We start from the raw sequence: 14,356 nt of genomic DNA on the forward strand, positions 1-14,356 counted from the left end.
CTGCGCGGCCCGGCCTGTTGCTCACCCCACGCTGCGAGGCGTAACTAACCCAAGGACTCTGGTCGCCGCTGGATGAAAACTCAGGGGCACGTCAGACCTGATCCAATGACTGCGGCGTCAGCTAGGACGCGTCCGTTGATGGCCGTCCCCGCTTGGTGATGGACGGGCCATAGGTGCTAACTCGCAGTATTGTCGTGTGAAAATTTTCCGATTCGTCTCGGGCTTTAGGTTGCCAGCCTTCCGCCGTCTATCAACTTGAATGACTAACGTGACTCTCGTCGGACTCTCCGGCCTGCAAGAAAACGATCCACATCGTTCGTCAGTCACGTTTGCGGTGTCTCGAATTCGATGGAATCGGCCTTGCTTGTCGAAGCCTTCTAGCCCGGACAGGTTGCGTTTTGACTGAGCTGAACCTCTGACGTGAGGTGTGCACCTGGCGCTGCGCGCCAAGGCTGCGGTGATGCGAGCTGGGGGCGGATGTCCGAGGTTGTCGTGTCTATAGGCGCTGTCTTTATAGAATGAGATTGGCTTCGCAGATAATTCCTTTACAAAAAACAAGGAGTTAGACGATTTTCTTTGTTGCAGTCCGGATAGCTTTCACATAGATGGAGGGCGACGACATCGGAGGACCGTTGGGCTCCGCCAGAAAATTCTGGCGGAAACGAAGGGCTAATTCGGAGTCGTTAGATGAAGCGTCCGTCGAAATGTCATCCCCGGAATTTGGGGGCGAGCGCTGAGATCGCTGGCTTCTGTCCTCTCGTGTCATGCAAGATCGGGCAGGGCGAGTGCGACGTTGGGGTGAAAATCCTGGACTTGTTCTCTGGGAATGGCGCTCTCCAACGCAGCTTGGCCGGCAAAACCTGGAAGCTGGCCTTCTTCAACCTCGTTCGACGCGATGCCAGCGCGTTCGAGGACCGGTAGCGATGACGACCCGCGTCGCCTTCACCGCAGCGGACATCAAACGCGCCATGGTGGTGATGGAGAAGTGCGGCCACCAGGTCGCCGCCGTTGACTTCCCCAAGGAGGGTGGCTTTCGCTTGGTGTTGGGCGAGCGGTTGGATGTCGATGTAACAAGGAGGGCCGGGCGGAACGAATGGGATGACGTTCTGCCCCAATGACCGAGATGGCGACCATTGAACTGGCCTATATTCAGCGGTTCAAGGACCGTCACGGACGCATCCGCCACTATTACCGGCGTAAGGGTTACGCCACTATTCGCTTGCCCGGTGATCCGGGTTCGGCCGAGTTCATGGACGCCTATGCTCAGGCTCACGGTCGCGCCCCCAAGCCTGATCCGGCCACCAAGGTCCAGCCCCGCTCGATCAACCACCTCATGGTCGAATACTACCGCTCGGCCGACTTCCTGGATCTGGAGTCCCAGACCCAAAAAACCTACCGAAACATCCTCGATCGGTTCCGCACGAAATACGGCGCCCGGTCCGCCGTCTCGATCGAGCCGCAGCATCTGAACGCTATTTTCCACCAGATGGCCGACAAGCCCGGCGCCCAGCGCAATCTTCGCAAGCGGCTGATGAAGGCCTTCGCCGTTGCTGTGGAACTGGGCTGGCGCAAAGACAACCCCGTCCGCGAGACCAAGGCCCGCAAGCGCAAGTCTAAAGGCTTCATCCCCTGGTCGGAAGTCGAGATTCAGAGGTTCGAAGATCACTGGGGGCAGGGGACGCGCGAACGTCTCGCCCTCTATCTGCTGCTCTACACGGGTGTGCGGCGGTCCGACGTCGTCGGCATGGGCCAGCAGCATGTGAAGAACGGTCGCATCGCCGTTATGCAGGAAAAGACCGACGTTCCGATCTGGATTCCGATCCACCGTAAACTCAAGGCCGAGATTGCCCGCCACGGGAAGGCCATGACCTTCATCCTGACCCAGTACGGCAAGCCCTTTTCGGCCGCCGGCTTTACCAGCTGGTTCGGCGAGCGAGCGAGGCTCGCAGGCGTTCCCGGCCGCACGCCTCATGGCCTGCGCAAGGCCGCCGGCCGGCGCCTGGCCGAGGCGGGCGCCACGACCAAGGAAATCGCCGCCGTCCTGGGCCACACCAGCTTGGACGAGGTCGAGACCTATGTGCAGTCGGCGGACCAGGCGCGCCTTGCCGACGCCGCGATCGCCAAGCTGCAAAAGGCCGAAAAGAGAACGCCCCGTGTCAAACCCTGAGTGTCAAACCTCTTAGGTGCATTGTTTTTGCTTAGGAAAATGATGGGGGTGGTAGGCCCGGAGGGACTCGAACCCCCAACCAGACCGTTATGAGCGGTCGGCTCTAACCATTGAGCTACAGGCCCCCAAGGCGCGTCTCGGCGGTGACGTTCGCCTAGCAGGCGCGGGCGCGGCTTGCCAAGCGGGGGCGGGCAAGAAGGCGATCTTTCGCCGATTTCACGAAGATGAACGGAAACTGCCAGCCAGGTGCGGGCGTTGGTTCAGGCGAAAACGGCCAAGGTCGTTGCAATGGATCGGCGAACGCGCCGGTCCTGGATCGCTTACGGAGAAGACTGCATGACCCGCACCCTGGCCGCCGCCCCCCTGAAGACGGTTTCGCTGAAGACCGTCGCTTTCGGCGGCGCCGTCGCCGCCGCCGCCTTCCTGGCCGCCGCCACGCCCCGCGCCATGGCCCAGACCGCTGAACCCTCGATGGGAGCCATGCACATGATGCAGCCCGCGCCGTCTCTGAACCTGTCGGCCTACGGCGAGGTGAAGGCCGCGCCGGACATGGCCACCATCACCTTCGGCGTCCAGACCGAGGCCGTCACGGCTCAGCAAGCCATGCGCGACAATGCTGCGCAGATGACGCGGGTCGTCGCCGCCCTGCGCCGCGCGGGCGTCGCTGAACGCGACATCCAGACCTCGGGTCTGAATCTGTCGGCGCAATACGACTACGTGCAGAACGAGCCGCCCAAGCTGCGCGGCTATCAGGCGGTCAACCGAGTGACGGTGGTCATCAATGACCTGAGCAAGGTCGGCACGACGGCCGACGCCGTGGTCGCCGCTGGCGTCAACCAGATCGACGGCATCAGCTTCGGCCTGAAGGATCCGACCGCCGCCGAAAACCAGGCGCGCCAGCTGGCCGTGCGCAACCTGCAGGCCAAGGCCCAGCTGTACGCCCAGTCGCTGAACGTCCAGCTGTCGGGCATCCGCAACCTGACCGAGGGCGGCGGCTATACGCCCCAGTCGCCGATGCCGATGTTCGCCGCCCGCGCCGTGTCGATGGATCGGGCCGAAAGCACCCCGGTTTCCGCCGGCGAACTGACCGTGCGGATCGACATCACGGGCGTCTACGACATCGCCCGCTGATCGCATCGGCCGGATAGAGAAAAGGCCCGCCGTCGCCGGCGGGCCTTTTTGCATTCTAAGAGGGGAAGCGCCTCAGCCGGCGGTCTTGATCGCGTTGGCGTCGTCCAGCAGGACCACGTTCGGGTTCCACTGGCGGGCTTCTTCCTGGGGCAGCTGGCCATAGGTGACCACGATCACCTTGTCGTTCTTCTGCACCAGGCGGGCGGCGGCGCCGTTGACGCCGATGACCTTGGAGCCGCGCGGCGCCTCGATCGCATAGGTGGTGAAGCGCGCGCCGTTGGTGATGTTCAGCACATCGACCTGCTCATGTGGATAGATTCCGGCGGCGTCCAGCAGGTCCATGTCGATGGCGATCGATCCCTCGTAATCGAGATCGGCCTGGGTCACCGTGGCGCGGTGCAGCTTGGACTTCATCAGGGTGACCAGCATCGTGCGGTCTCCAGCAAGAAAAACGCGGGGCGCAGGCCCTCGCTCACAGGCGGCTCATATAGGGATTTCCGGCCCCGGCATCAATCCGCACGCTGCGCCGCAGCAATCGGGTGCGGATGCGAACGCCAGGTCGACCGACGGATTGCACGCGTGTCATTTGACGACGGCCCGCGTCCCCCTATGCTGGCGACGCCATTTTCGGCCTGCGAGCGCGCGTTTTCCCTCCGATGAAGCAATTCTTCCTGACGGTCCTTGGTGTCTTCACCGGGCTGATCCTGTTCGTCGTCGTCATTCCCGTGGTGCTGCTGACGGTCGCTGTCGCCTCGTCGTCCAAGCCGACGACGCCGGCGACCACCGTGCTTGAGCTGGACCTGCGCGGCGGCGTCAGCGACCAACCGTCGTCAAATCCGTTCGCGGCCTTCGGCAGTTCCGGCTTGGCCCTGACGGACGTGGTCGACGGCCTGCATCAGGCCCAGAGCGACAGCAGCGTCAAGGCTCTGCTGATCCGCCTGCCGGAAAGCGGCATGACGCCCGCCACCGCCGACGAACTGCGCCAGGCCATCCATCGCTTCCGCAACGCAGGCAAGCCGGTCATCGCCCACAGCCAGGGCTTCGCCCCGTCGGGCGCGGTGATGTCCACCTATATGGTCGGGGCCTCGGCGTCGGAGCTGTGGATGCAGAACACCGCCGGCTTTCAGGCCACGGGCTTCTCGGCCGACAGCCTGTTCCTGGGCCGCGCCTTCCAGAAATACGGCGTCAAACCCGAGTTCGAACAGCGCTACGAATACAAGAACGCCGTCAACGAATACACCCAGAGCGACTACACCGGCCCGCACCGCGAGGCGATGACGGCCTGGATGACGTCGATCTACGACACCGCCCTGGCCAACGCGGCCAAGGACCGCAAGACGACGGCCCCGGCGCTGAAGACGGTGATCGAGGCCGGCCCCTATTCGGCGGAACAGGCGCTCAGCAACCGGCTGATCGACAAGGTGGGTCAGGTCGAAGAGGCCGAGATCGCCATCAAGACCCGCGCCGGCAAGGGCGCCGAGATCGTCGAGTTCGGCAAGTACGCCAGCCAGAAGGGCGAACGCACGGGTTCGGGCAAGAACGCCATCGCCATCGTGGGCGGGGAGGGGGCCATCGTCACCGGGCGCGGCGGCGGCGCCAGCTTCGGCGGCGGCTCGTCCATCCATTCCGATGACACGGCCGAGGCCATCTACGACGCGATCGAGGACAAGAGCGTCAAGGCGATCGTCTTCCGCGTCTCTTCGCCCGGCGGTTCGCCCGAGGCGTCCGAGCAGATCCTGGCCGCCGTGCGCGCGGCGCGGGCGGCGGGCAAGCCGGTGGTGGTGTCCATGGGCGCCTATGCGGCCTCGGGCGGCTACTGGATCAGTTCCGAGGCCGACTGGATCGTGGCGCAGCCCACGACCCTGACCGGCTCGATCGGCGTGTTCGGCGGCAAGTTCGTGCTGGCCGATGCGCTGGGCCGGTTCGGCGTCGACATGCGTGAGCTGACGGTGGGTGGGGAATACGCCGACGCCTTCTCGCCGACGCAGGAATTCACCCCCCAGCAGCGCGCGGCCTTTGCCGGTTCGATGGACCGGATCTACGACGACTTCATCGCCCGCGTAGCGACGGGACGCAAACTGTCGCCTGACCGGGTGCGCGAAATCGCCAAGGGGCGCGTCTGGACCGGCGCCCAGGCCCTGCCGCTGGGCCTCGTCGACCAGCTGGGCGGCGTGACCGAGGCGGTGAACAAGGCCCGCCAGCTGGCCAAGATTCCCGACAACGAGCCCGTCCGCTTCAAGCATTTCCCCAAGCAGCAATCGCCGTTCGAGGCCCTGTCGGAAATGTTCGGCGTTCAGACCGAGGCCGCCAAGGCCCTGGTCATCCTGGGCGGCGTCATGGCCGATCCCCAGGCCCAGGCCGTGATGCGCCGGATCGACACCGACCGGATGCGCAGCCAGGGCGCGGTGGTTCTGGCCGACCAGCCGATCTTTTGACGGGGGCGGCGCACGCGACCGTGCGTCGCGGTCCATTGACCGCAGGCCCCGATGGACCGACATTGCGTGTCAGGCGTTCCGCGGATCGCCTGAAAGGATGATCCATGTTCCAGCCTGAACGTCTCGCCGCCATCGGCCATGCCGCCCGCCGCCGTCCCAACGGCCTGGTGGCGTCCGTCATGTGGGTCGCCGGCATGATCGCCGCCGTCTGCGCCATGGCGGTCGGCGCCGTCCTCGCCGTCTTCACCGCTGCGGCCGTGGCGGTCATCGCCCTGTTCGCCGGCGTTCTGGTCTTTCTGGTCGGCCTGGTCATGCGCACCCGTCGCAACATCGCGCCGCGTCGCCGCAACAGCGATCCCGACCTGATCGAGGCGCACAAGGTGGATGGCGCCTGGGTCGCCTATGACTGGGAGCGCAACGGCCGCTGAGCCGACGCCGCCCATGACGTCCTACATCGACGCGCCTTCGCCCAATTTCGACGCGCGCCGTGCGCCGCCGGACATGCTGGTGCTGCACTACACCGGCATGCAGACCGGCGAGGCCGCTCTGGCCCGCCTGCGCGACCCCGAGGCCAAGGTCTCGGCCCATTATCTGATCGAGGAAGACGGCCGCGTCTTCCAACTGGTGCCCGAGGAGCGCCGCGCCTGGCACGCCGGTCGCGGCGTCTGGCAGGGCGAGGACGACTGCAACGCCGCCTCCATCGGCATCGAGATCGTCAATCCGGGCCATGAGTTCGGCTACCGCGCCTTCCCCGAAGCCCAGATCGCGGCCGTCATCGCCCTGATTTCCGATATCCGCAGCCGCTGGACCATCGCCGACAACCGCATCATCGCCCATTCCGACCTGGCGCCGGATCGCAAGGAAGATCCGGGCGAGCTTTTCCCCTGGAAGCGTCTGGCCGAGGCCGGGCACGGCCTGTGGTTCGAACCGGCGGCCGAACGCGTGCAGGCCCTGGGCGGCCTGTTGCAGAAGGGCGATCAGGGCATCGGCCCGATGGTGCTCAGCGCCGGGCTGCATCGGCTGGGCTATGGCCTGAAAGCCGGCGGCGACTACGACGCCGCCGTGGAAACCGCCGTGCGCGCCTTCCAGCGTCACTGGCGCCCGGCCCGCGTCGACGGCGTCGCCGACGGCGAAACCCGCGCCCGCTTGGTCGGCCTGCTCCAGCTGGCCAGCGCCGAGAGCGTCACGGGCGTATTGAATTGACGTTCGCGCCGCTAACGCGCATCTAGCGCGCGCCAGACGGCTGGGCGGTCGCGGCGGACTTCGCGTCCGTCGAGGAAAGTCCGGGCTCCACGGTGAAAAGGCGGCGGATAACTTCCGCCCGGGGTGACCCGAGGGATAGCGCCACAGAAAGCAAACCTCCTGCCTTGCGAGGCCGGTAAGGGTGAAAGGGTGGGGTAAGAGCCCACCGCGGACCTGGCAACAGGGACGGCATGGCAAGCCCCGCCTGGAGCAAGACCAAATAGGGACATCGCGCGGGCTCGCTCGCGGGGCTCACCGCCTCAGATGTCCGGGTAGGTCGCGAGAACCGATCAGCAATGGTCGGTCCAGAGGAATGATCGTCGCCGATCCGGGCCTCGGCTTCGGAGCGGAACAAAACCCGGCTTACAGGCCGTCTGGCATTTTTCTTGGCCTACCGCGCTTTGCGCTGCTTGAGGCCGGCTTTTTTCTCCGGGCCTATCGCCCTTCGGCCTGCCTGTGGCCCGTTAGCGGGCTTCCCGCCCGCCCAGCCGGTGATGGCTCGCGTGATGTTTCGGTCCGCGTTGGGATTATCCCCGCATTTCAGCGTTCTGGCGGCGGTCCCGCGTGCTGGCGAGCGTTAACCTATTGTCTGGCAATGGAAGGTTAGAACAGCTCACAGCCTGTGAATACTTCGTTTGTTCCGTGTATGTTCCAGCTGTTCGAGCGTCACACGTCAAAACATGGTTAAATCTTGGCTTCGATCCCATTGAGGCCCATTTCATCCCATGCTATCCCAGCTTCATGATTTGGGGCTGAGAGGCGGGCGCGGCGGGCGTTCGTCAGGGCATCTAGGGACGGGCCGAAGGGCTCGATTGGACAGGGCGTGTTTCTCTCGACCTATGAGAAGCAGCTGGACGGCAAGCGCCGTCTCCTCATCCCCAACGACTTCCGCACGACCGAAAACGGCGCCGCCGGCGGGGTCTTCATCTTCCCTTCGATCGAGGCCGACTGTCTGGAAGCGGGCGGCGACCGCCTGTTCGCCGTCTATGCCGAGATGATCGAAGCCCTGCCGTTCGGCTCCGAGGAGCGTTCGGCGCTGGAGTGGCAGGTGATGGGCGAGCAGGTGCGCCTGGCCTACGATTCCGGCGGTCGAATCACCTTGCCTGAGGCGCTGTGCGCCGAGGCGGGTTTGGGCGACACCGTCGTCATCGTCGGCCTGAACGACCGCTTCCAGATCTGGTCGCGCGAGAAATGGGCGGCCCGCCGCGCCGAACAGCGCGCCCTGGCCAAAGCCGGCATGGCCCAGATCGGCGCCCTGAAGCTGGCGGCCCAGATGAAGCTGGCGGGAGGCGGATCGTGACGGACGCTCCCCCCAGTTCTCCCCATGCCCCCGTCCTGCTGGCCGAGGTGATTGAGGCCCTGGCGCCCGCGCCCGGCGATGTCATGATCGACGCCACCTTCGGCGCCGGCGGCTATACCCGCGCCATCCTGAAGACCGGCGCCCAGGTCGTCGCCCTGGATCGCGACCCGACGGTTCAGCCGCACGCCGACGCCGTCGCCGACGACTTCCCCGGCCAGTTCCAGCTGATCCGCACCCCCTTCTCGGGTCTGGCCCAGGCCTTCGCCGACAGCGGCAAGGCGAAGCTGGACGGCGCGGTCTTCGACATCGGCGTCTCGTCGATGCAGCTGGATCAGGCCGAGCGCGGCTTCTCCTTCATGCGCGACGGTCCGCTGGACATGCGCATGTCCGATGAAGGCGCGACCGCCGCCGACATCGTCAATACCTGGGACCACGGCCCCCTGGCTCACATCTTCAAACTGTATGGCGAAGAGCGCCAGTCGGGCCGCGTCGCCACCGCCATCCTGCGTCGCCGCGCCGAACAGTCGTTCACCCGCACCCTGGATCTGGCCGAGGTGGTCGAAAAGGCCCTGGGCGGCCGTCGCGGCGCGCCCATCCATCCGGCGACGCGGGTCTTCCAGGCCCTGCGCATCGCGGTCAATGACGAACTGGGCGAACTGGAGCGCGGTCTGGAGGCGGCCGAGGCGACGCTCGCCCCCGGTGGCCGCCTCGCCGTCGTCACCTTCCATTCGCTGGAAGACCGCATCGTCAAGGCCTTCCTGACCGAGCGCACCGGCAACAGCCCCGCCGGTTCGCGTCATGCGCCGATGGCCGTCGATCCGCGCAAGCCCAGCTTCACGCTTCAGTTCAAGGGCGCGCGCGAGGCGGGCGACGAAGAGCGTTCCACCAACCCTCGCGCCCGCTCGGCCAAGCTGCGTGCCGCCGTGCGCACCGACGCCCCGGCCTGGGGTCGGATCGATGGGAGAGCGGCGGCATGACCACGGCGCCCTTCTTCACCTATTCCCGCACCGCCCTTCAGCGCCTGTTCGACTGGAAGGTGCGCGGCGTGCGCTGGGTCGAGATCATCGGCGTGGTCCTGGTCGCGATCATGATCGTCTCGGTCTATGCCGCCAAGGCCGCCGCAGCGCGTGAGAGCAGCCGCATCGCCCAGATCGAACAGGACATTCGCGAGAACGGACAGCGCGTCCGCCTGCTGCGCGCCGAGGTCGCCCGTCTGGAACAGCCCGCGCGTCTGGAAAGCCTGTCGCGCCAGATCGGCATGGCGCCCGTCGCCGTCGCCCGTCAGGCCAAGGAAGGTCAGCTGACCGCCCTGAAACCTGTCCCCGCTCAACCCGCCGCATCTGCTCCCGCAGCCGCGCCGGCGCCCGCCGCCGTCGCCGACGACGCGCCCGTCCCAACGCCCTCGCCGGAGCCGGCGCAATGAGCGTTCAGGATCATCGTTATCACCGCCCGGCGCCGGGCGCCGATTTCCAGGAACGGCTGCAAGGCCGCCTGTCGCCCTTCTGGCGCTGGCTGACGGAACTGGTCTGGCGGCTGGAGCACGGCTTCGAGCGCGCCCGCGCCGACGCCCGCCCGGAAGAGGACACCCGCGTCCGCATCTTCCTGATCCTGATCGTCTTTTCCTGCGTCTTCGGCGGCCTGGCCATCGGCGCGTCCTACAAGGCCCTGTTCGCCCCAGCCAACGGTCTGGGACGCGGCGTCAATCCGAACGCCCTGGTGCGCGGCGACCTGACGGATCGCAATGGCGAGCTGCTGGCCACCAACATCGTCCACTACGGCCTCTACATCGACCCGGCCGAGATTTGGGATCGCGACCTGGCCTATCGCCAGATTCGCCGCGCCCTGCCGCGCATCTCGGCCGAACGGCTGAAGAAGGTGCTGGGCGGCGACCGTCGCCTGATCGCCCTGACCGGCCTGACGCCTCAGGAAAAGGCCGCCGTCCACGACCTGGCGCTGGGCGGCGTCACCTTCGAGCCCGAGGATCGTCGCGCCTATCCGCTGGGAACCTCGGCCGTCCATCTGATCGGCGACGCCGACACGGGCGGGCAGGGCGTCTCGGGTGCCGAACTGGCCTTCAACGACGAGATCCGCGCGGCCGGTCAGCGCGGCGAGGCCTTCCCCCTGTCCATCGACCTGCGCGTGCAGGGCGTTCTGGAAAACGAACTCGCCGCCGCCGCGATCAAGAACCAGGCCAAGGGCGCCGTCGGCATCGTCACCGACGTCCAGACCGGCGAGGTGCTGGGCATGGCGTCCTGGCCGACCTTCAACTCGGCCGATCGCGGCGCGGCGCCCGACGGCGCCACCCTGAACCGCGCGGTTTCGGGCCACTACGAAATGGGCTCGGTGTTCAAGACCTTCACCGTCGCCGCCGGCCTCGACACCGGCCGGGCCGACATGAACACCCTGTTCGACGCCTCCCAGGCCTTCCAGATCGGCGATCGCAAGATCAAGGACTTCCACGCCCAGAACCGGGTGATGACCCTGGAAGAGGTCTATCTGCACTCCTCCAACATCGGCACGTCGCAACTGGCGGTGCAGATGGGACCTAACACCATGCGGGACTATTTCCGCCGCCTGGGCCTGCTGGACGCCGCCAGGATCGAGCTGAAGGAATCGGCCAAGCCGGTCGTGCCGCGTCGCTGGGACAACTCGACCCTGGCGTCGCTGTCCTTCGGCTATGGCATCATGATCACCCCGGCCCAGATGGTTCAGGCCATGGGCGCCCTGACCAATGGCGGTCGGATGATCCCGCTGTCGCTGCGCAAGGGCGGCGCCCGCAACGTCCAGCCGCAACAGGTCGTGACCGAAGAGACCTCGCGCGCCATTCTCGACCTGCTGCGTCGCAACGTGGTCAAGGGTTCGGGCGGCTTCGCCGACGCGCCGGGCCTGCGGGTCGGCGGCAAGACCGGCTCGGCCAACAAGCTGGTCGGCGGTCGCTATGACCCCAGCCACGCCCTGGGCTCCTTCGCGGCTGTCTTCCCCGTCGACGGCCCGCTGAACGGCAAGCGCTACGCCATCCTGATCGTGATGGACGAGCCGGGGACCTATCCCAAGACCGGCGCCTATGTCGCTGCGCCCGCCGTGCACAATATCGCCGACCGCATCGCCGGCTTCCTGGGCGTCGAACGCCGCGACGACCGCTGGCGCACGGCCTCGGGCGAGAAGATCCCGCAGTATCAGGACGTGGCGGGGGACGGGCTTTGAGCGCGCTTCATCTGTCCGACCTGCTGCGTCGCGACGTGACCTCGGATCCGGTCATCACCGGCGTCACCGCCGACAGCCGCAAGGTCTCGCCCGGCGCCCTGTTCGTCGCCCTGCCGGGCACGGCCGCCGACGGCCGCGCCTTCATCCCCCAGGCGCTGGCGCAAGGGGCCGCTGCAGTTCTGGCGCCGACCGACACGCCGGATGGCGCGGCGCCCGTTCTGGTCACGTCGGGCGACGTGCGCCGGGCCTACGCCATCGCCGCGCGCGGCTTCTACGGCGCCCAGCCCAAGACCTGCGTCGCCGTGACCGGCACCAACGGCAAGACGTCGGTCGCCACCTTCTGCCGCCAGATCTGGGCCGGGATCGGCCACAAGTCCGCCAGCATGGGCACGCTGGGGGTGATCGGCCAGAAGGGCGACAGGACCTACGCCCTGACCGGTCCCGGCCTGACCAGTCCCGACGCCGCCGAGGCCGCGCGCCTGATGGCCGAACTGGCCGCCAAGGACGTGACCCACGTCGCGCTGGAGGCCTCGTCCCACGGCATCGACCAACGCCGCCTGGACGGGGTGGCCCTGAAGGCCGCCGCCTTCACCAACCTGACCCAGGATCATCTCGACTATCACGGCACCATGGCGGACTATCGCGCCGCCAAGATGCGCCTGTTCGAGACCCTGCTGCCGCGCGGCCGCACCGCCGTGCTGAACGCCGATTCCGACGCCTATTCGCTCTTCGCCTCCGCCTCGATCATGGCGGGTCTGGGCGTCATGGGCGTGGGCGAGCGCGGTCGCGACCTGACCCTGATCGGCCGTCGCGCGACGCCCGAGGGTCAGCGTCTGACCATCGACGTGCGCGGCGACATCCGCGAAATCCTGCTGCCCCTGGCCGGCGCGTTTCAGGCGTCCAACGCCCTGGTCGCGGCCGGTCTGTGCATCGCCGCCGGCGATCCCGCCGACGCCGTCATCAGCGCGTTGGAAGGCCTGACCGGGGCGCAAGGCCGCCTGCAACGCATCGACGGCGGCCAGGAAGGCCGGGGCGAGGTCTATGTCGACTACGCCCACACGCCCGACGGGCTCGAGACGGTTCTGAATGCGCTGCGTCCTCACGCGACCGGCCGCCTGATCGTCGTCTTCGGCGCCGGCGGCGATCGCGATCGCGGCAAGCGTCCCCTGATGGGCGAGATCGCCGGGCGTCTGGCCGACATCGCCATCGTCACCGACGACAATCCGCGATCCGAAGACGCCGCCGCCATCCGCGCCCAGGTCCGCGCCGGCTGCCCGGACGGGATCGAGATCGGCGACCGCCGCGCCGCCATCGAAGCCGCCGTCGAAATGATGCGTGACGGGGATGTGGTGGTCATCGCCGGAAAAGGGCATGAACAGGGTCAGATCGTCGCGGGCGTGACCCACCCCTTCAACGACGCCACTGTCGCGTCCGAGGCCCTGTCTCTCTATGCCTGAACACTCCGCCCGCCCGCTCTGGTCGGCCGCCGAAGTCGCCGCCGCCACGGGCGGCGTGCTGCAGGGCGACGACCGTCCGATTACCGGCCTGACCTACAACAGCCGCGAGATCGTCCCCGGCGATCTGTTTCTGGCGCTCAAGGGCGAACGCGACGGGCATCAGTTCGCCAGCGGCGCTTTCGCGTCGGGCGCTGCGGCGGCCCTGGTCGAACATCTGGTCGAGGGCGGCCCTTGTGTCGTCGTGCCCGACACCTTGCGCGGTCTTGAAGCGCTGGGCGTCGCCGCCCGCGAGCGCGCGCCCCATATTAAGCGCGGCGCCGTCACCGGCAGCGTCGGCAAGACCAGCGTCACCCAGGCCATCAAGGCGGGCCTTGATCTGGCGGGTCCCGCCCACGGCTCGATCAAGAGCTACAACAACCACATCGGCGTGCCCCTGACCCTGGCCCGGATGCCGGTCGAGACCCAGCGCGCCGTGTTCGAGATCGGCATGAATGCGCCCGGCGAGATCGCGCCCCTGTCGCGCTTCGTCGCCCCCCACGCCGCCTGCGTCACAACGGTCGGTCCGGTCCATATCGAGGCCTTCGCGGACGGCGAGGCGGGCGTCGCGCGTGAAAAGGCGACCATCTTCCAGGGTCTGGTCCCGGGCGGTGCGGCCGTGGCGAACGGCGACGTCGCCTTCTCGGCCGTCCTGTGCGACGCGGCCAAGGCGGTCGGCGCGCGTCTGCTGACGTTCGGATGCGACGCCGGCCATGACGCCCGCCTGCTGGACTTCCGGCCGGACGCCGAGGGCGCGGCGGTCTCCGCCGAACTGTTCGGGCGACGCATCGACTATCGCCTGGCCCAGTCTGGGGCCCACTGGGGCCTGAACAGCCTGTGCGTCCTCTTGATGCTCGACGCCCTGGAAGTGACGCTGGACACGGGCCTGGAGGCGCTGGCCGGATTCCAGCCCCTGGCCGGACGCGGTCAGACGCGCACGGTCACGACCCCGGACGGCGCCTTCACCCTGATCGACGAAAGCTACAACGCCAATCCGCTGTCCATGGCCGCCGGGTTCAAGACCCTGGGCGCGCGCTCGACCTCGGGCCGCCGCGTCGTGGTCCTGACCGACATGCTGGAACTGGGCGAGCAGAGCCGCGACCTGCATGAAGGCCTCGCCGGCCCCATCGACGCCGCCGGCCTGGACCTGGTCCACGCCGCCGGGCCCGAGATGCGCTGGCTCTACGACGCGCTTCCGGTCTCGCGACGCGGCGTCTGGCGCGCGACGGCGGCGGAACTGGCGGCCGAGGCGGCCCTGCTGGTCGCGCCCGGCGACATCGTCATGGTCAAGGGCTCGAACGGCTCCAAGGCCTCGCTGGTGGCGAAGGCGCTGGCCGATCTTCAAGGCCGCGACACGCCGCCCGCGACGCGATAGGGAAGCCGA

The 14,356-nt window shown here is 67.4% G+C and carries 13 protein-coding genes, 1 tRNA gene and 1 other RNA gene; 13 read left to right on the forward strand and 2 right to left on the reverse strand.

All coding sequences use genetic code 11. The annotated features are described in order from the left end of the window. Positions 1-923: 923 nt before the first annotated feature. Both HF680_RS14475 and HF680_RS14480 read left to right on the forward strand, forming a co-directional pair. Positions 924-1,118 carry a hypothetical protein gene (locus HF680_RS14475; RefSeq protein WP_185225551.1) on the forward strand — a complete coding sequence of 65 codons (195 nt, stop codon included), beginning with the start codon at positions 924-926 and terminating at the stop codon, positions 1,116-1,118. Continuing rightward, positions 1,115-2,167 carry a tyrosine-type recombinase/integrase gene (locus tag HF680_RS14480; RefSeq protein WP_185225552.1) on the forward strand — a complete coding sequence of 351 codons (1,053 nt, stop codon included), beginning with the start codon at positions 1,115-1,117 and terminating at the stop codon, positions 2,165-2,167. Before HF680_RS14475 ends, HF680_RS14480 begins: the two co-directional genes overlap by 4 nt. A 49-nt stretch (positions 2,168-2,216) precedes the next feature. Here the strand turns inward: HF680_RS14480 and HF680_RS14485 are convergent. Then, positions 2,217-2,292 (reverse strand) — tRNA-Ile (locus tag HF680_RS14485). Positions 2,293-2,503: 211 nt separating this feature from the next. On the opposite strand from HF680_RS14485, the gene HF680_RS14490 reads away from it, so the two are divergent. Further along, complete coding sequence (locus tag HF680_RS14490) at positions 2,504-3,298, forward strand: SIMPL domain-containing protein (protein WP_045809638.1); 795 nt, start codon at positions 2,504-2,506, stop codon at positions 3,296-3,298. 72 nt (positions 3,299-3,370) lie between these two features. Here HF680_RS14490 and panD read toward each other — a convergent pair whose 3' ends face one another. Continuing rightward, positions 3,371-3,727 (reverse strand): aspartate 1-decarboxylase, encoded by a 357-nt coding sequence (gene panD, locus HF680_RS14495; protein WP_039246844.1) that lies wholly within the window; start codon positions 3,725-3,727, stop codon positions 3,371-3,373. A 227-nt stretch (positions 3,728-3,954) separates the two neighbouring features. Between panD and sppA the strand changes: the two genes are divergently transcribed. The 10 genes from sppA (at position 3,955) to HF680_RS14545 (ending at position 14,347) form a co-directional block, all read left to right on the forward strand. After that, positions 3,955-5,733 (forward strand): signal peptide peptidase SppA, encoded by a 1,779-nt coding sequence (gene sppA, locus HF680_RS14500; protein ID WP_045809639.1) that lies wholly within the window; start codon positions 3,955-3,957, stop codon positions 5,731-5,733. A 104-nt stretch (positions 5,734-5,837) separates the two neighbouring features. Further along, positions 5,838-6,161 carry a hypothetical protein gene (locus HF680_RS14505; RefSeq protein ID WP_045809640.1) on the forward strand — a complete coding sequence of 108 codons (324 nt, stop codon included), beginning with the start codon at positions 5,838-5,840 and terminating at the stop codon, positions 6,159-6,161. A 13-nt stretch (positions 6,162-6,174) separates the two neighbouring features. Further along, positions 6,175-6,936 (forward strand): N-acetylmuramoyl-L-alanine amidase, encoded by a 762-nt coding sequence (locus tag HF680_RS14510; RefSeq protein WP_045809641.1) that lies wholly within the window; start codon positions 6,175-6,177, stop codon positions 6,934-6,936. A 32-nt stretch (positions 6,937-6,968) separates the two neighbouring features. Beyond that, positions 6,969-7,357, forward strand: an RNA gene (gene rnpB, locus HF680_RS14515) — RNase P RNA component class A. Between the two features lie 441 nt (positions 7,358-7,798). Continuing rightward, positions 7,799-8,275 carry a division/cell wall cluster transcriptional repressor MraZ gene (locus HF680_RS16315; protein ID WP_017504538.1) on the forward strand — a complete coding sequence of 159 codons (477 nt, stop codon included), beginning with the start codon at positions 7,799-7,801 and terminating at the stop codon, positions 8,273-8,275. Next, a complete protein-coding gene (rsmH, locus tag HF680_RS14525; RefSeq protein WP_045809642.1) occupies positions 8,272-9,252 on the forward strand; it encodes a 16S rRNA (cytosine(1402)-N(4))-methyltransferase RsmH in 981 nt (326 codons plus the stop codon). The genes HF680_RS16315 and rsmH overlap by 4 nt, the downstream gene beginning before the upstream one ends. Then, positions 9,249-9,698 (forward strand): cell division protein FtsL, encoded by a 450-nt coding sequence (gene ftsL, locus HF680_RS14530; protein ID WP_045809643.1) that lies wholly within the window; start codon positions 9,249-9,251, stop codon positions 9,696-9,698. Before rsmH ends, ftsL begins: the two co-directional genes overlap by 4 nt. Further along, positions 9,695-11,479, forward strand: a complete 1,785-nt coding sequence (locus tag HF680_RS14535) for a peptidoglycan D,D-transpeptidase FtsI family protein (RefSeq protein ID WP_185225553.1) — start codon at positions 9,695-9,697, stop codon at positions 11,477-11,479. The genes ftsL and HF680_RS14535 overlap by 4 nt, the downstream gene beginning before the upstream one ends. Then, positions 11,476-12,936 (forward strand): UDP-N-acetylmuramoyl-L-alanyl-D-glutamate--2,6-diaminopimelate ligase, encoded by a 1,461-nt coding sequence (locus tag HF680_RS14540; protein ID WP_185225554.1) that lies wholly within the window; start codon positions 11,476-11,478, stop codon positions 12,934-12,936. Before HF680_RS14535 ends, HF680_RS14540 begins: the two co-directional genes overlap by 4 nt. Continuing rightward, the gene (locus tag HF680_RS14545) at positions 12,929-14,347 is read left to right on the forward strand and encodes a UDP-N-acetylmuramoyl-tripeptide--D-alanyl-D-alanine ligase (RefSeq protein WP_185225555.1); all 1,419 of its coding nucleotides are present in this window, start codon (positions 12,929-12,931) and stop codon (positions 14,345-14,347) included. The genes HF680_RS14540 and HF680_RS14545 overlap by 8 nt, the downstream gene beginning before the upstream one ends. Positions 14,348-14,356 lie beyond the last annotated feature (9 nt).

This window comes from Brevundimonas huaxiensis (assembly GCF_014218725.1).
Taxonomy (GTDB): Bacteria; Pseudomonadota; Alphaproteobacteria; order Caulobacterales; family Caulobacteraceae; genus Brevundimonas; species Brevundimonas huaxiensis.